Origin of the sequence: Pseudoalteromonas sp. P1-26 (assembly GCF_001401795.1) — a bacterium.
Taxonomy (GTDB): Bacteria; Pseudomonadota; Gammaproteobacteria; order Enterobacterales; family Alteromonadaceae; genus Pseudoalteromonas.
On the sequence record NZ_LKDX01000007.1, the window covers coordinates 75,514 to 92,964 of the forward strand.

General features: G+C 41.5%; 15 protein-coding genes. 11 read left to right on the forward strand and 4 right to left on the reverse strand.

The window, feature by feature from the left end; genetic code table 11:
* Positions 1–143: 143 nt before the first annotated feature.
* Positions 144–2,081, forward strand: coding sequence for a hypothetical protein (locus tag AN394_RS22120; protein WP_055021000.1), 1,938 nt, complete (start codon positions 144–146; stop codon positions 2,079–2,081).
* 217 nt (positions 2,082–2,298) lie between these two features.
* On the opposite strand, the gene AN394_RS05900 is transcribed toward AN394_RS22120, so the two are convergent.
* Together AN394_RS05900 and pepB are read right to left on the reverse strand one after the other, a co-directional pair.
* Positions 2,299–2,865 (reverse strand): phosphoribosyltransferase, encoded by a 567-nt coding sequence (locus AN394_RS05900; RefSeq protein ID WP_054560872.1) that lies wholly within the window; start codon positions 2,863–2,865, stop codon positions 2,299–2,301.
* Positions 2,866–3,064: 199 nt separating this feature from the next.
* Complete coding sequence (gene pepB / locus AN394_RS05905) at positions 3,065–4,360, reverse strand: aminopeptidase PepB (protein ID WP_054560873.1); 1,296 nt, start codon at positions 4,358–4,360, stop codon at positions 3,065–3,067.
* Positions 4,361–4,509: 149 nt separating this feature from the next.
* On the opposite strand from pepB, the gene sfsA reads away from it, so the two are divergent.
* The 10 genes from sfsA (at position 4,510) to mdoH (ending at position 14,952) form a co-directional block, all read left to right on the forward strand.
* Positions 4,510–5,229: a DNA/RNA nuclease SfsA gene (gene sfsA, locus AN394_RS05910; protein ID WP_054561190.1), complete on the forward strand. Its 720-nt coding sequence runs from the start codon at positions 4,510–4,512 to the stop codon at positions 5,227–5,229.
* 252 nt (positions 5,230–5,481) lie between these two features.
* On the forward strand, positions 5,482–5,925 hold the full coding sequence (dksA, locus tag AN394_RS05915) for an RNA polymerase-binding protein DksA (RefSeq protein WP_054551179.1): 444 nt from the start codon (positions 5,482–5,484) through the stop codon (positions 5,923–5,925).
* 20 nt (positions 5,926–5,945) lie between these two features.
* A complete protein-coding gene (gluQRS, locus tag AN394_RS05920; protein WP_054560874.1) occupies positions 5,946–6,890 on the forward strand; it encodes a tRNA glutamyl-Q(34) synthetase GluQRS in 945 nt (314 codons plus the stop codon).
* A 292-nt stretch (positions 6,891–7,182) separates the two neighbouring features.
* Positions 7,183–8,469: a polynucleotide adenylyltransferase PcnB gene (gene pcnB, locus AN394_RS05925; protein WP_235575459.1), complete on the forward strand. Its 1,287-nt coding sequence runs from the start codon at positions 7,183–7,185 to the stop codon at positions 8,467–8,469.
* A gap of 2 nt (positions 8,470–8,471) precedes the next feature.
* A complete protein-coding gene (gene folK, locus AN394_RS05930) occupies positions 8,472–8,960 on the forward strand; it encodes a 2-amino-4-hydroxy-6-hydroxymethyldihydropteridine diphosphokinase (RefSeq protein WP_054560875.1) in 489 nt (162 codons plus the stop codon).
* A 29-nt stretch (positions 8,961–8,989) separates the two neighbouring features.
* The gene (panB, locus tag AN394_RS05935; protein WP_054560876.1) at positions 8,990–9,784 is read left to right on the forward strand and encodes a 3-methyl-2-oxobutanoate hydroxymethyltransferase; all 795 of its coding nucleotides are present in this window, start codon (positions 8,990–8,992) and stop codon (positions 9,782–9,784) included.
* Positions 9,785–10,636 carry a pantoate--beta-alanine ligase gene (panC, locus tag AN394_RS05940; protein WP_055021001.1) on the forward strand — a complete coding sequence of 284 codons (852 nt, stop codon included), beginning with the start codon at positions 9,785–9,787 and terminating at the stop codon, positions 10,634–10,636. It abuts the gene before it with no gap.
* A gap of 96 nt (positions 10,637–10,732) precedes the next feature.
* A complete protein-coding gene (locus AN394_RS05945) occupies positions 10,733–10,933 on the forward strand; it encodes a hypothetical protein (RefSeq protein WP_370625252.1) in 201 nt (66 codons plus the stop codon).
* Between the two features lie 346 nt (positions 10,934–11,279).
* A complete protein-coding gene (locus AN394_RS05950; protein WP_055021002.1) occupies positions 11,280–12,998 on the forward strand; it encodes a glucan biosynthesis protein in 1,719 nt (572 codons plus the stop codon).
* Entirely contained in the window at positions 12,970–14,952 is a 1,983-nt protein-coding gene (gene mdoH, locus AN394_RS05955; RefSeq protein WP_054560879.1) for a glucans biosynthesis glucosyltransferase MdoH, read from the forward strand. Before AN394_RS05950 ends, mdoH begins: the two co-directional genes overlap by 29 nt.
* Positions 14,953–15,004: 52 nt before the next feature.
* Here mdoH and AN394_RS05960 read toward each other — a convergent pair whose 3' ends face one another.
* A complete protein-coding gene (locus tag AN394_RS05960) occupies positions 15,005–15,973 on the reverse strand; it encodes a PstS family phosphate ABC transporter substrate-binding protein (RefSeq protein ID WP_054560880.1) in 969 nt (322 codons plus the stop codon).
* 91 nt (positions 15,974–16,064) lie between these two features.
* A complete protein-coding gene (phoR, locus tag AN394_RS05965; RefSeq protein WP_055021003.1) occupies positions 16,065–17,396 on the reverse strand; it encodes a phosphate regulon sensor histidine kinase PhoR in 1,332 nt (443 codons plus the stop codon).
* Between the last annotated feature and the right edge of the window lie 55 nt (positions 17,397–17,451).

Here is a 17,451-nt window from a genome sequence, read left to right on the forward strand (position 1 = left end):
TGTTCACTTGACGTATATATAATGTACGCTTATCCTTCAATAACAGATAACCATGTGTGGCGTTTTTTCGGTGCACAAACCGGTACTATTTGCTCTAATAAAAGTCTGATTACTTTACGAGAAAGGAAAGAAAGGTAACGATTATGGGAAACAATGAATTTAAACTAACCAAGCTAGCGCTAGCGTTAGGTGTCACTTTAAGCTTAAGTGGTTGTTTGAGTGATGACGACAAAAACGACACAGTGCCTGAGCCACCAGTTCCAACACAAAATGTAGCAGTTCCACCTACGGCAGCTGAAGTTCAAGCTGGTACTATCACTGTTAATGTTGTTGATATCACTGGTACTCGCCTTGCTGATACAGTAACTGCAACTATTACTTTTAAATCTGAAGATGGCTTATTGACGGCTTCAGGTGAAGCTTTAACTGATGACACAAAGTCAACGACTACAAGTACTTTCGCTTACACTGTTGACTCTATTCCTGCTGATGGTATTAGCTATAGCTATGTTGTTTCAGCTGAAGGTTATTTAAACAATTCAGGTACATTATCTGTTAGTAGTACAGACAACGTCGCAGCTCAAGAAATCCGATTAACACCAAGAACCCTTGCTGACTCTGATGTAGCTATCGTAGCTGATACTAAAGATCTAGCTGACTTAGCTGAAGACGGAACTACGGTTGCGTACGATCCATCTACTGGATTAAGTGTCACTGGTGATAAAGACGAGATTGAATTAAAGCAAGCTATATCAGCAGATAAAGCTGATACAGCTGTAGGTAGTGCAAGTGTAAAAATCAAAAATGGCACACAATTTTTAGACACAGACGGTAATGCTCTAACTTCAGCTCCTAAAATGACTGTTGCCTACTTCGCAAATGAAGCAACTCGCAACGATAATGAGTCAGAAAGCGCTGCTACGACAAACTCGTCTTTAGATGCGTTTCCAGGCGGCCTTGCTCTTTCTGTAGCAAATCCTGATGGTTCTGATTCGGCAGTATCAGGCTCATTTACATCTGGTGGTTTTGTAGCTATCGAATTAGTTGATGATGAGGGTAACAAAGTAAAAAGTTTCGGTGAAGGAAACTCTATTACTGTTGCAATGGAAGTTGATAAAAAAACTTCTAACCCATGTCCAGTAACTCTTCCTGATGGTGAAGATGTAACAACATATGCTGAAGCTAATGGCTTTGCAAGTGGTACATGTACCGTAGCTAACCCTGTAGCTCGCAAAATTGCTGCTGGCGACATTTTCCCTGTATGGAGTTATGATGAAGATGTAGGCGAGTGGACTTTTGAGAGCTATGGTGAAGTAACAGTTAATTCTAATGACCCTCTAGATGGTACTTACAGCACTTTTGACGTAACTGTTGACGTAGATCACCTATCATACTGGAACCTTGATTACTTCAACAACCAACAATGTTCAAGTTTCTCTTTTGACATTTTAGATAGTAATGATGCAGCTAACACAGCGCGAACTACTATTATTTTAGAAAATAACGGTTTTAGAAGAACATTAACAAGCTATACTGGTGATTATTCAAAAGCTACTATCTTTAACCCACCATCATTCCCAGTAAAAGTTAAAGTACTTAGTAATGGTGTTAACGTACTTGATGGTTTATCTTCTGACGCTGATGGAAATGCATCTGCTATGTCTGTTGATAATCTTTGTGATTTAAATAACCAAGATCTGAAACTTACAATTGCATCACCTGTTATCGTATCTAAACCGATTACGACTCAACTAGTTTGTAGTAACACAGAAGAATTCGATGTAGGTACAGATCCTGTACAGACTCCTACTCCGGTATTTTTCCAAGTTGGTAACCAATTTGTACAATCTGTATACTCTACCGGCACATTCAATGTTGATTTAGAGCAGGGTACTACTTACACAGCTTGGTACTTTGATTACAACAACTACACATGGCTGACCTCTGAAGTTACAGGCAATACTACAGCTGCAACTTTAGATATCCCAACAGTTTGTGAAGTTGTTGAACAACCAATCACAGGTGGTACTGGTGGTACTGGTGGTACTGGTGGTACTGGTGGTTCTGGTAACGGTGGCTAGTCCACAGCGCTAATAAAGCTTTTAAAACCGCGCTTATGCGCGGTTTTTTATTGCCTTTTAAAAACTATACATAAACACCAAGCTTCTCTTTTGTGATAAGTATCAATGCATTTACGCTGCTTAAACTACCACTATTATCAATAGGGAGTTTTACGCACTTAATTTCAGGCAATAAAAAAGGCTCACTAAGAGCCTTTTATGAAACATCTGAACAAGATTACTTTTCAAGTAAAATGTCGTGGATGTTAGCTAAATCAGACTTACCTTCGATAATTTCGTCTGGCGTTAGGCCTGAAAGTTCATGAGGGAACACTAACCACTCTTCAGACTCATGAATGAAGTAATCTGGCACCATGTCTACCTTTGAGTTCTTCGGCTTGTAGTATGGGCATGCAACGCGAATATCACGTGGTAGGTTTAAACGCATTAACTCCGAAAGCTTTTCTTTTAACGCAAAAATACTGCGGCCAGAATCAAAAACATCATCAACGATTAGTAATGAGTTATCTGCATTGGCATTTTCAATGATGTAATGCAAACCGTGAACTTTGATCTCTTTAGATTGCTGGTTAATACCGTAATACGAAGAAGTACGCACTGCGATATGGTCAGTTTCGATGCCTTTGTAATCGTAATATTCTTGAACTGCGATACCAATTGGAGCACCACCACGCCAAATACCAATGATGAAATCAGGACGGAAACCATCTTCATAAACTTGTGCCGCAACACGAAATGAATCTTCAAGAAGCTGCTGCGCAGTGATATAGCACTTATCTGACATAAATAGAGACCCCAGTGTGAATTGATCATTCAAGTGTAGCTAATTTAATAAAAACTAACCACAGGATGAGAAAATGTGGGGCGTGATTTTATACTAATTTACTCAAAAAAGCTTGTATCAGTTTGTAAAATTCCCCTTTAGATAAAAAAAGCCCCTTAACTTAGATAAAGTTAAGGGGATTAATGAAAAAGTAAATTGCTTATGCTTTTTCTAGTAATGTTCTTGCAACGGTACGCATACCTTGAGTTGTTGCGCCCGCAGCCCACTCGCTTGTGCTACCCATGTTAAATGCAGCAGCAAGGTCAATGTGCACCCAACCTTTCCCTTCATTTGGCACAAAGCGTGATAAGAAACCAGCCGCATTGGAAGCACCACCGTAGCCACCACCTTTTTGTGGGCGGCTATTTGCTGTGTCAGCATATGGCGACGGGCAATTTTGTTGGTGCCATTTTTCAAGTGGTAATGGCCAAGCAGCTTCCATTTCTTGCTCTGCAAAGTCTTGTACGTCACGTACAAGCTCTTTATCAAGACCAAACAATGCATTGTACTCTTGGCCTACAGCAACAAGCGCAGCGCCTGTTAAGGTTGCCGCATCAATGATTAATGGCGCGCCAGACTCACCTGCTGCCATTAAGCCATCAGCTAGTACTAAACGACCTTCAGCGTCTGTGTTAACGATTTCAACCGTTGTACCATTTTTATACGTTAAGATATCGCCAAGTTTGTAGGCGTGGCCTGAAATTAAGTTTTCAGCACAGCATAAGAACAACTTAATGCGTTTGTTGATACCACGGCTAATAGCAAGTGCTAAACCTGCAGTCACAGTTGCTGCGCCGCCCATGTCGCATTTCATGCCTAACATGCCTTCACTTGCTTTGATTGAGTAACCACCTGAATCAAACGTAATGCCTTTACCAACTAAAGCGGCTGCAACAGGCGCGTTTTCATCACCAGTTGGGTTGTAATCTAATGCTAATAATACTGGTGGACGTTCACTACCACGGCCTACCGCATGGATACCAATCCATTGTTGCTCTAATAAAGCATCACCTTTAATAATTTGGTAGCTTACGTGCTCAGGTGCTAGTGACTGAATAAACTCAGCTGCTTTACCAGCTAGGCTCTCTGGGAAAATATCATCAGCTGTGCCATTGATCATTTGACGAGCCCACGTCGCAGCTTGCTTTAAAGAAGCCAATTCTTTGCCGTCTGTTTTTGCATTTTCAACAAACTCAATAGCATCTAAATTCTTTGGTGAAACAAAGCCTTGGTAGAAAGCCCATTGTGTTTCTGTACACCAAACATCGCCCACTAAGGCAATATTTTTTAAGCCTTGATTAGCTAACGTACGTGCTGCTTTTTGTACGTTTTTAAGTGTATCTTGCTCAGTTAAATGAACAGTTGCGCCTTGTTCAGTAAAAGAAAGAGCGGCTTTTTCGCCCCAATGTGCGGCAGCGCCCTGCTCGCTAAGTTGAACTAGAAATTTTTCTGACATGTTAGAATACTCTTTGCGCTAAAAATGTTACTCGAGTTTACTACAGCCAACGTCAGTTCCCAACAGCTTGCGATAAATAGCATTATGAGATGTGGTTCAATCCTCGTAATGAATCACTTACAATAAAGAAAAACGAATTACTAAGAGCCATGAAGTTTACTCCCGCATTACAAACAGCTACCTTAATTAAACGCTACAAACGTTTTTTAGCCGACTTAAAAACTGCCGATGGCGTAGAGTTTACAGCTCACTGTGCTAATACCGGCAAAATGACGGGCTGTGCAGAGCCTGGATTTAAAGCGTTTTATTCAACCAGTGATAACGCCAAACGTAAGTTCCCTCAATCCTTGCAATTAACTCAGAACCAATTCGATCACTTAATATGTGTTAATACCGCGATTGCAAACAACGTTGTACAAGAAGCCTTAAATGCAGGCGCGATTACTGAACTTGTTGACTATCAAACAATTGCTGCAGAAGTAAAATACGGCCAAGAAAATAGCCGTATCGATTTTTTATTAACAGGTGAACACAAACCCCATTGCTATGTAGAAGTAAAATCTGTGACATTACTTTCACAAACAGAACCACAATCTGGGCAAGGGTATTTTCCGGATGCAAAAACTGAGCGAGGCCAAAAACATCTGCGAGAGTTAATAGAAGTGGTGCAACAAGGACATCGTGCAGTATTATTTTTTGCCGTTTTACATGAAGGTATCAATCAAGTAAGTGCGGCGGAACATATCGACCCGAAATACGCCAAACTTTTAACTGAAGCTATAGATAATGGTGTTGAAGTGATTGCTTATAAAGCAAAAATTTCGGCAGAAGAAATTAAGTTGCAAGAAAAATGTGATTTTCTGAACTAAGCTACTCTTTTACTAAAACGACAATAAAAGCACTATTTTAGTTGTATTATTTTTTTTTGCCCATATAACTTAGCAAATTTAAAAAATTTATGGATAGTTAAGGGCTTACAAAACCGCCCATAATTATTTGAGCAATCATTAGCGCAAGGTCAAGAGGATTAATTAAAAATAAATTTGCCTCAGTCTAATGATTCTGCTATTTATAGCCGCCGGCTAACGCTGGGCAAAATATTAAGGATTTAGGAGAAAGTTATGCCAGACCAAAAAAGACTAGGGTTATTGGCTCAGGCCGGGTTGGAACCATACCAAGAACAGCCAGGTGAAGAGTATATGAATGAAGCACAACGTGCTCATTTCAAAACAATTTTAGAAGCTTGGCGTAACGATTTACGTAACGAAGTAGACCGTACTAAATCGCATATGCAAGACGAAGCAGCTAACTTTCCAGATCCAGTAGATCGTGCAGCACAAGAAGAAGAATTCTCATTAGAACTTCGTACTCGTGACCGTGAGCGTAAACTGATCAAGAAAATTGAAAAAACGATTCAATTAATCAAAGAAGATGACTTTGGTTTCTGTGAATCATGTGGTATCGAAATTGGTATCCGCCGCCTAGAAGCGCGTCCTACAGCTGATTTATGTGTAGACTGTAAAACGCTTGCGGAAATTAAAGAAAAGCAATCTGGACGCGGTTAATTACATCCTTTAATTAGCCCATGTCTACCACAGCCGTTAACACGCCAATGCGTGAATATCGTGGCCGCTTTGCGCCATCCCCTTCAGGGCCATTACATTTTGGCTCACTTATAGCGGCTGTGGGTAGCTTCCTTGATGCAAAAGCCAATCAAGGGAAATGGTTAGTACGCATTGAAGATATCGACACAACGCGTGTTGTAAGCGGTGCTAGTGACGATATATTACATACCTTAGAGGCTTACGGTCTTTACTGGGACGAGCCTGTCATATACCAAACCCAGCGTCATGAGCAATACCAAGCCATTGTTGACGAGTTAATTTCGCAGAACCTTGTTTATGCATGTCATTGCACGCGCAAAGAAATTAAAACAATCGGTGGAATATACCAAGGCCACTGCCGGTATAAAAACCACGCTTTAACTGATTCAGCGCTACGTTTAACCCAGCAATTTGCAACCAGTCAATACCATGATTTAATTCAAGGTAAAGTGTATGTTGATAGCCAACTTGCCAAAGAAGATTACTTAATAAAGCGAAGCGATGGTTTATTTGCTTACCAACTGGTCGTAGTCGCCGATGATATTGCACAAGATATTACAAGAGTCGTTCGCGGCGCTGATTTACTCGAACCTACCGCACGACAACTCAGTTTGTTTAAGCAGCTAAATAAACCGGCCCCAGAATACGCCCACCTACCTTTAGCAGTAGCTAAACCCGGTTTTAAGCTATCAAAACAAAATTACGCTCCGGCAATAGCAAAATCAGATCCAAAGCCTGCGTTGTTCGATGCCTTGCGCTTTTTAGGCTTAAAGCCAGAAAGCTCACTTTTATCGTTAAATATCGATCAGATGTTAGCATGGGCTATTGAAACTTACCGCCTTGAACACATACCAAAGGTGCAAGAAATACAAGTTAGCGAGGATCCAAACTCTCCTTTTTGTAACTTTGTTACTATTGAAAAATAAATTGCCAATTTTAAAGGCCGGGTAACTTAATTTTTCAGCCCTGCTGGTATATGATAGCGACCCAAAGTGTGCGAATCATCAACACCTTAATTTAGCGCCATTTAAAACACACTGATTACACGTCAATCTCACATCGGCGAAGTATCAAACAAACGCTATACTTGATGAGTCGCAAAGTCCGCGTCGTAGGAGACAGATTATTATTTCTAAGCTTTTTCAATTTTGTCGGCAGATTATTGGCCCAAATGCCACGACATCAAGTGATGCTTTGCCAACGAGCGAGTTACCTTTGGTGATCGAGCGCAGTGAACATGGTATTTCGCGCAAACAATTTAGCCCAAATGCAATCAAAGTATTGTACCGCCTTAAAGAAGGTGGTTTTGATGCCTACCTTGTAGGTGGTTGTATTCGAGATATATTGTTAGGCCAACAACCAAAAGACTTCGACGTTGTAACAAACGCAACCCCTGAGCAAATCAAAAAGCTATTTCGTAACTGTCGCCTAATTGGTCGCCGTTTTCGTTTAGCCCATATCGTGTTTGGTCGAGAAATTATTGAAGTGGCGACCATGCGTGGCCATCACGAAGCCGAAGAAAGCAAAAATCAAATTAGCCAATCAAGTGAACACGGCCAACTCCTGCGTGACAATGTCTATGGCAGCATCGAAGAAGATGCTGAGCGCCGCGACTTTTCGATTAATGCACTTTACTACTCAATTAACGATTTTTGTATTTATGACTATGCCAATGGCATTAGCGCGATAAAAGCAAAACAAATTGAGCTAATTGGCGACCCAGAAACACGTTACCGTGAAGACCCTGTGCGCATGTTACGTGCAGTGCGTTTTGCCACCAAACTAGGAATGAGCATTGCACCTGGCACCGAAAAGCCAATTAAAGGCCTTGCTAATTTACTTGATCATATTCCGCCTGCTCGTTTGTTTGAAGAATCACTCAAATTGTTTTTAAACGGCAAAGCTGAAGAAAACTACTTAATGCTACGCCAGTATGGTTTATTCAAAGCATTATTTCCTGCTCTTGATAAAATCTTAGATGCCAACCCTGAAGGCTTTGAGCATACGTTTATCCTGCAAATGTTTAAAAACACCGATAAACGTATTAATGCTGATAAAAAAGTCACCCCAGCCTTTATTTTTGCAGCCTTATTGTGGTTCCCATTGCAGAGCATTGCGAAGAAGTTACAACAACGCGACCAACTTTCAGAGTACGATGCATTTGCACAAGCAATGAACAAAGTACTGAGTGAAAACGCGCAACATGTAGCAGTACCAAAACGCTTCACCTTGGGTGCACGCGATATTTGGCATATTCAGCAACGCCTTGATAAACGAGGTGGTCAGCGTGCTTACAGGCTCACTCAACAGCCTCGCTTCAAGGCTGCCTATGATTTCTTACTACTGCGTGTGCAAGCTGGCGAAGAGCAGCAAACAGAGCTTGCTGACTGGTGGACAACCTACCTAAGCCAAGACATCAATGGTCAAAAAGAAATGGTTAAAAGTTTAGGACACCAAGGTGGCCCTAAGCGCCGTCGTCGCCCACGCAAGAAAAAAGTAGACTAAGTATGAATACCGTTTATTTAGGTTTAGGTGCCAACTTAAACACACCACGTAAACAAATTCATGCTGCTGTCACTGCCCTAAAAGCATTAAAAGACGTTGAGTTTGTTTGTGTATCCCATGATTACGCAAGCAAACCAATGGGGCCACAAGATCAACCCGATTATGTAAATGCAGTCGCGTGTGTTAAAACTGCACTTAAGCCAGAGCAGTTGCTTGATTTAACTCAAGCCATTGAGCTTGAGCATGGCCGTGTTAGAAAAGAAGAACGCTGGGGTCCGCGTACCCTTGATATAGATATTTTATTGTTCGGTAATGACGTGATAGACACCCCTCGCTTAACTGTGCCTCATTATGGCTTAACAGAGCGAGAATTTGTTGTTTATCCCTTGTTGGAAATTGCACCAACACTTGTACTACCGAATAATCAATCACTTGCTGATATAACAAAAACGTTGCCTTTAAACGATTTACAACAACTCCCTCAGCAGTAATCAACCAAGGCTAAGCCTTAGAGGAAATTATGTCTAAAATCACCGTTTCAACTCTCAATAAAATGAAACAAGAACAACAAAAAATCACCGCATTAACGGCTTACGATGCCAGTTTTGCTAAATTGTTTCATGATAATGGCGTCGAGGTGATTTTAGTCGGTGACTCACTAGGCATGGTACTGCAAGGTGCTGATGACACCCTAGCAGTAACCAACACAGATATTGCTTATCATACACGTTGTGTACGTGCCGGAAGCCGCGAATTATTTGTGATTGCTGACTTACCTTTTATGACCTATGCCAACCCAGCTGATGCCTGTAAAAATGCAGCTGAGCTGATGCGTGCTGGGGCAAACATGATTAAGCTTGAAGGCGGCGAATGGCTGCACGACAGTATTCGTGCAATGACCCAACAAGGTATTCCAGTATGTGGCCACCTAGGATTAACACCTCAGTCAGTACATGTATTTGGCGGTTTCAAAATTCAAGGTCGTGAGCAATCTCAAGCCGATAAAATGGTCAGCGATGCAAAAGCACTTGAGGCGGCAGGTGCACAGTTACTTGTTTTAGAATGTATTCCAAGTGAACTTGCTAAACGTATTACTGATGAACTGAGTATTCCTACCATTGGTATTGGGGCAGGTAATCAAACTGATGGGCAAATCTTAGTAATGCACGACCTAGTTGGTATTTCGGCAGGTTATATCCCTAAGTTTTCAAAGAATTTTTTATTAGAAACCGGCAATATGCCAGCAGCAGTGCAAAAGTATTGTGAAGATGTAAAAAGTGGTGCTTTCCCAAGTACCGAACACGAGTTTAAATAAATGCAATCAATCACTGAAATTAAATCGTTACGCAGCCAAATCAAAGCTTGGCGTCAAGCGGGCCTGAGCATTGCGCTAGTGCCTACCATGGGCAATTTACACCAAGGTCACTTTTCACTTGTTGAAAAAGCCAAAACATTGGCTGATAAAGTGGTTGTGAGTATCTTTGTAAACCCGATGCAATTCGGTGCCAATGAAGACCTTGATAGTTACCCGCGTACACTAAACGAAGATAAACAAGGTTTAGCAGATCTTGGTACTGATATCGTGTTTACCCCATCCGTTGAGACGATTTACCCAAATGGTTTAGGCGAGCAAAGCTTTGTCGATGTACCGGGTGTTTCTATGGGTTACTGTGGAGGCTCGCGTCCTGGTCACTTCAAAGGCGTTGCAACCGTTGTCACTAAATTATTTAATTTGGTTCAACCTGACTTTGCTTGTTTTGGTGAAAAAGATTTTCAGCAGCTACAGGTTATTAAAACCATGACGCGCGACCTATCTATCCCAGTTGAAATTGTTGGCGTTCCTACTTGCCGTGAAATCTCAGGTTTAGCAATGAGCTCTCGTAATGGCTATTTATCTGATGAGCAAAAAGACACTGCAAGAGTACTGTTTGCCACACTAAATAATACTGCAACGGCACTTAAACAAGGCAGCGCAGACATTGCAGCTCTTGAGGCTGATGCAAAAGCACAGCTTGAAAAGGCAGGACTAAAACCTGACTATTATTCGATTGCAGAGCGCTCAACACTAAAACCAGCCACCGTGGCTGACAAACAACTTGTTATTTTAGCTGCTGCTTATTTGGGCTCAGTACGTTTAATTGACAATTTACAAGTTGAGCTGGATTAAATAGCAACAATCTGGGTAAGATGGATTGCAAAGAAAAGACATAAACTAGGGATAAGCATGAAAAAATTACCAGCAATTGCAGCAACATTGTTTGCTATGACATTACTGTCTGCCTGCTCAAACAAAATTGAAAACCCAGAAATGCAGCAATGTGCTCAGCAAAACTATCAATGCGAAGCGAGCTGTGAGCAACAAAGCACCGCTGATGGCTTAGTTCATAAAGTCTGTAGCAACAAGTGCATTGAAGCTTACAACCAATGTAAAGCCAATGCAGAAAAGTTAGGCGAAGTTAAATAACAACGACTCGCTTTTTAAGGCACTGAAAACCTATTCGGTGCCTGCACTCCCCTCCTCGATTACAATTTCACTCGCACAATTAAGCCTCTGGTAATTTTGTTCATATTTTTGTTTACCCTTTAAGCTATTCATATTAGGGCAAGCTTTCGTTCATTAAACTTCTCCATATTGGTGACGAATAAACAACTGCAACTGTGTAATTGTTTCTCACTAATTTCAAAATTTTACTCTTCGCATTTAGCTGCACCAACTCAAAGCCATTGAGATTGTTAATTTTTATTTTGGGTCCAGCAATTGCTATGAGATATGAAAGAATTATTGTGATTTACGGCTAAAGGAAAATTGAATGAAACCAGAAACCCGAACTAAGCTCTTCAGCGCTATTAAAAAGAAGACCTTCTTGGGCGTATTATTAGCCATGAGCGCAGGTCATAGTTACGCAGTTGAAGACCCAGAGCAGCCAAAAGCAACTGAAACAGAACAAACAGCCGCTGAGGTTCAAGCAACCGAAAATGAAAAACAGCAAGTAGAGGATACTGCTGCTGTTGAGCTTAAGCCTGCAATGATCACGATTCCAGAAGAAAAGCTATTTGAAGTTATCACTGCACGTGCGAAAAAATTAGCCTCTGAGCCGTATGTAGCGCCTAAAGAGTTAGAGCTTGAAGCATTAACTAATATTGGTTATCAGGACTACCGTGCGATTCGTTTTCGTACTGAGCAAGCAATTTGGAAAGATCAAAGCCTGTATGAAGTGCAGTTATTCCACCCTGGCTTTTTATATCGCTCACCAGTTGCAATCAATACTCTTGAGCAAAATGCCGAAGTAAAAAGTTTACCTTTTAAAACAGATTACTATCGTTACGATGCAACTGCTGCCCCGTTAGAGCAAGAGATCAGCACCGCTATTGCCAATACACAACTTGGCCATGCAGGTTTTCGTTTGCATTTTCCACTGAACAACAACCAGTACAAAGACGAAGTAGCTGTGTTCCAAGGTGCTTCGTATTTTCGTTTAGTTGGCCCGCATCAAGTATATGGTCTGTCAGCTCGAGGTCTTGCAGTTGATACAGCACTGAGCTCAGGCGAAGAGTTTCCTGTTTTCAAAGAGTTCTGGTTAGTAAAACCTGCACCCGAAGATACTACCATCGTGCTTTATGCATTATTAGATAGCCCTTCAGTGTCGGGAGCCTATCGTTTTGAACTAACACCTTCTACTAACACTGAAGTAAAAACCGAGATGCAAATTTTTGCCCGTAAAGACATTAAAAAGCTCGGCATAGCCCCGCTAACAAGTATGTTTTACCACGGTGAAAATAGTACTAAGTTTTTTGATGATTACCGCCCTGAAGTACATGATTCTGATGGCCTATTAATGCAATCAGAACAAGGTCAATGGATTTGGCGTGCACTGAATAACCCAAAAAAATTAAGTGTCACTTCGTTTAGCTACGAGAACCCTAAAGGCTTTGGCCTTGCACAGCGAGACCGAGACTTTAATAACTACCTTGATACCGAAGCGCATTATCACAACCGTCCGAGCATGTGGATTGAGCCAGTGGGTAATTGGGGTAAAGGGCGTGTTGAGTTAGTAGAAATCCCTACAGATACCGAAACCAACGACAATATTGTTAGCTATTGGGTGCCAGAGCAGCCTATGAAAGCTGGTGACAGCTTAAGCTTTAGTTACAAGCTGTCGACTTTCAATGCCACGCTTGCAACTCAAGATAAAGCGAGTGTGTTAAGAACCCGAATTGGTAGTGCAGCATTACCTGGTGAAGACAATCCACCACCAAAAAGCCACCGCCAATTTACCGTTGATTTTAGTGGCGAAACCATTAATCAACTATCAGCTAATTTTGCCATGCAGGCGGATCTTACACTCTCTGCTGGGCAAATAAGCGATAAAACGGTACAGCAGTTACCAAACAATCAAGGATGGCGCGTAGCATTTAAAGTGGCGCCAGAGGGAGATAAGCCTGTTGATATGCGCTTATCGTTAAAACTACGTGATAAAGAAATCAGCGAGGTATGGAGCTATGTCTGGTATCCAAACGACGTCCAATAGTAAAGCATTAAAGGCAACAGCAATGCCATTTAAGAAGACCCGCGCTTGGCTTTTTTCAAGCCTAGCGCTTACCATTACCGCCTATGGCGTGTGGATCATGTTCGATATTTTAAATTCTAACGGCATGACACCGCTTGAGTACGCTTTACTGGCATTATTTACAGTTACCTTCGCGTGGATTGTTACAGCCTTTTGTAGTGGCTGTATGGGCTTCATCCTGCAATTATTTCGTATTGACCCGTTGACCTTAAAACGTCAAAAGCCAATCGAGATTAATCAGCATGCCTTGAGCCAAACTAAAACAGCCATTGTTATGCCTATCTACAACGAAGATACAGAGCGTGTCATCGCCGGTTTTGAAGTAAGTTTACGCTCGCTGGCTAAAACAGGGCAAATGCCGCATTACGACTTTTACTTGCTAAGTGATACGCAAGACCCTGAAATTGCACGTAATGAACTTAAAGCGTGGAATGCACTTACTGAGCGCTTAGGTGATTTAGCAAAGCATACTTTTTATCGTCGCCGTGAAGATAATAAACACCGTAAAGTGGGTAACTTAACTGATTTTTGTGAACGTTGGGGCAGCCAGTACGATCACATGATTGTGCTTGATGCCGATAGCATTATGACGGGTCAATGTATGCTTGAACTGACTTCTAGCATGATCAGCAATCCAAAATCAGGCTTGATCCAGACGATCCCGATTCCGGTTCGCCAAGACACGTTTTTTGGTCGCTTTTTACAGTTTGCATCAATTTTATATAGCCCAATGCTGGCAACTGGTTCTGCTTTTTGGCAAACAAACCAAGCAAACTACTGGGGCCACAATGCGATTATTCGCGTTGAAGCATTCACAAAGTGCTGCGGCCTACCTGTTCTAAAAGGTAATGCCCCATTTGGTGGTGAGATCTTAAGTCATGACTTTGTAGAAGCTTCTCTGCTACACCGCAGTGGTTGGGATGTGTTACTGCTCAGCGATGTTGAAGGCAGTTACGAAGAAGTACCAAGTAACATTCTCGATTACGCGATTCGTGATAGACGCTGGGTGCAAGGTAATATCCAGCATTTAGGTTTACTGCCTAAATCAGGTCTTAAGCTAATGAGTAAAATGCACTTTTTATTTGGAGCCACAGCGTATATTTCATCGTTGATTTGGTTATCGATGCTGGCATTAAGTACCTTAGATGCAGTAACTCGTGCACTTAATAGCGACGTGTACTTTAACCATGCTTATCAACTTTTCCCAACCTGGCAAATTGCTAAAACGGATTTAATTGATTCGTTGTTATTTATTACAGCTGTATTGTTGTTACTGCCTAAATTAATGGGCGTAATTGTGACTTTAGTGCATCGTAATAACGCCTTTGGCGGTACGATGAAGTTAATTGCCGGTTCACTCATCGAAACTATTTTTGCGATTGTGATTGCCCCTTTAATGATGGTTTTTCATAGCTACTTTGTAGTGTGCGTATTTTTAGGCAAAAAAGTTAGCTGGGATGCACAACCTCGCGAAGGCAGAATGGTACCGTGGAAAGAAGCGATTGGTTATACGTTATTTTCGACTATTACCGCGATTATCTGGGGCTCGGTTGCTTACTATTACACACCGACCTTCTTTTGGTGGTTATCACCTATTTTAGTAGGTCTTATTTTAGCAGCGCCAATTGTACGCTATTCAAGCAGCATCGGCTTAGGAGTGAAAATGCGTAAAATGGGTTTATTTTTATGTCCAAGTGAAGTTGAAAACGATGATACCTTAGCGGCACTTCGTGTACATCAACAAGAAATTGGCTTGCCAAAAGATGAACACGCTGACTTTAATGTACCAGCATTACCCAATGAATACCCAACGGTAATGCCTATTCAAAGCTTTAAGGCACCCTCGGGTAAAAAGCGCAAGCAAGTACGTATTGCTCAGCAACGTATTAAAGCCAAGCTCTTTGCCAAAAGCTAAACGAAAAAAAACCGCTCAATGAGCGGTTTTTTCATCTATGTCTGTATGGTTGTTACAGAAGGCCTAGCTTTTTAAGTTCAGCCATTGCCATTTTACCTGAAAGTGGCACATAACCATCTTTCTCAACAATTTTTTGACCGTCTACAGAAAGAACCATTTTTAAGAACTCTGCATCGATTGGTGAAAGCGGCTTGTTAGGGTGCTTGTTCACATAAACGTATAAGAAACGAGATAGTGGGTATTTACCTGTTGCTACGTTTTCTAATGTTGCATCAACAAAGTTATCGCCTTTCTTAGAAAGTGGAACTGTGCGTACACCTGATGTTTTATAACCGATACCTGAGTAACCAATCGCGTTCACTGAAGAAGAGATTGACTGTACTACAGATGCAGAACCAGGTTGTTCGTTTACGTTGTTACGGAAGTCACCTTTACAAAGTGCTTTCTTCTTGAAGTAACCGTAAGTACCTGATACTGAGTTACGACCGTAAAGCTGGATATCTTTTGCAGCCCAATCACCCTCAAGACCTACTTCGCTCCAACGGTTAACTTGTTCACTTGCACCACATTTACGTGTAGAAGAGAAAATCGCATCAACTTGGTCAATACGTAAACCTTTGATTGGGTTATCTTTGTGTACGAATACAGCTAGAGCATCGATTGCAACGCGAACTTCAGTTGGCTTGTAGCCATAACGCTTTTCGAATGCTTCGATTTCTTTTGACTTCATACGACGGCTCATTGGGCCGAAGTTTGCTGTACCTTCAGTTAATGCTGGAGGAGCAGTTGAAGAACCCGCTGCTTGGATTTGAATGTTTACGTTTGGATAGAAGCGTTTGTACTCTTCTGCCCAGAACGTCATCATGTTTGCAAGAGTGTCAGAACCAACAGATGAGAAGTTACCAGAGATACCACTTGTTTTAGTGTACTCAGGCATATCTTTATCAACTGCAGCTGCTTGTGCTGATACAAATGTTGTTACAGCCACACCCATTGCGGCAACGAGATTTTTGAATTTCATAGGGGTTACTCCGATTTGTTCGTCCCATTTCCTAACTGCGGTCTACTCTAATGACACTAGATGACAGTTAGATTACCCTTAAATGACATTTTTATGACTTTGCGGTTTTTTTGGTATTACCTGCAATACGCACGACTTTTTCGCTACCAAATGCAAACGCAAAGGTCGAGCCTTGTCCTAATTTACTGCTGATATCTAAACGACTATCATGCCTTGTAAGTACATGTTTTGTAATAGCTAAACCTAATCCAGACCCACCTGTCGTACGGCTACGCGCTTTATCTACACGATAAAAACGCTCGGTTAAACGGTTAATATGCTCTGCGGCAATACCATCACCATTATCGGTCACACTAAATGCGGCTTGGTTATTTTTAAGCTGCCAATCAACTACAATCTTGCCACTAGGCTTGGTGTAATGGATGGCGTTAAACACAAGATTAGAAAAGGCACTACGTAATTCATCTTCGGCCCCTTTAATGTCTAAGCTCGCATCAACATTAAAAATAAGCTCATGGCCTTTATCTTGGTTTAATGACTGTGCTTCGGTTTGAATATAGGTAAGTAGCTGCGGTACATTGACAGGCTTATCGTTATCTTGACGACGTGCCCCTTCAATACGCGACAACGACAGTAATTGATTGACCAAGCTATCCATACGCTTACATTGTTCAAGCATGGTTGTTTGCGCTTTTTGCCACATTGCAGGAGGTGGTAAGCTATCTGAATCAAGCATTTCTAAGTAACCGGTTACCACAGTAAGCGGTGTTCTCAGCTCATGAGAAACATTGGCCACAAAGTCTTTACGCATCTGCTCAAGTTGCTTTAAGCGAGTAACATCACGCACCACCATCATCAACTGTGAACTTGCATAGGGCATAACACGAAACTCTAAGGTTTGATCGTAGCTGTGGCCACCATCAAGCTCGAGCGGTTCATCGAAACAAGCTTTATGCATGTACTTTGCAAACTTAGGATCGCGAATAAGATTATCTAAGCGTTGCCCATGATCAGTAGGCCACTGTAAACCTAAAACCTTTAAAGCCAATTGGTTACACCAAATAATGCTTAGGTCTTTTTGTAATACAACCACCGCATCAGGCACAGCTTCGGCGCCATCACGAAAACGGCGTATTAAGTCTGCCAATTCATTGCGTTTTTTACGGTTGCGGTGTTGTAAATGATAGATCCCTTCAAAGACTTGCTCCCACGCTCCCTCCCCTTCGGGTGGGTTAAAACTACGTTGATTAAGGAGCCAATCGCTGAGGCGATATAATTGATGATAATGCCAAATTAAAAGTGCAAAAGAGCCTAAAAATAAAAGCAAAAAAGGCGCACCTACAAGTACGCCAACTAATAACAAGGGTAAGAAATACATAAACAGGCGTTTTGCTAACGCCTGTTTATTCACTACTCGATACATACACTCACTTTACCTTAAGTATGTAAATTAGCTTGTTAAGGTCATTGCCATGACA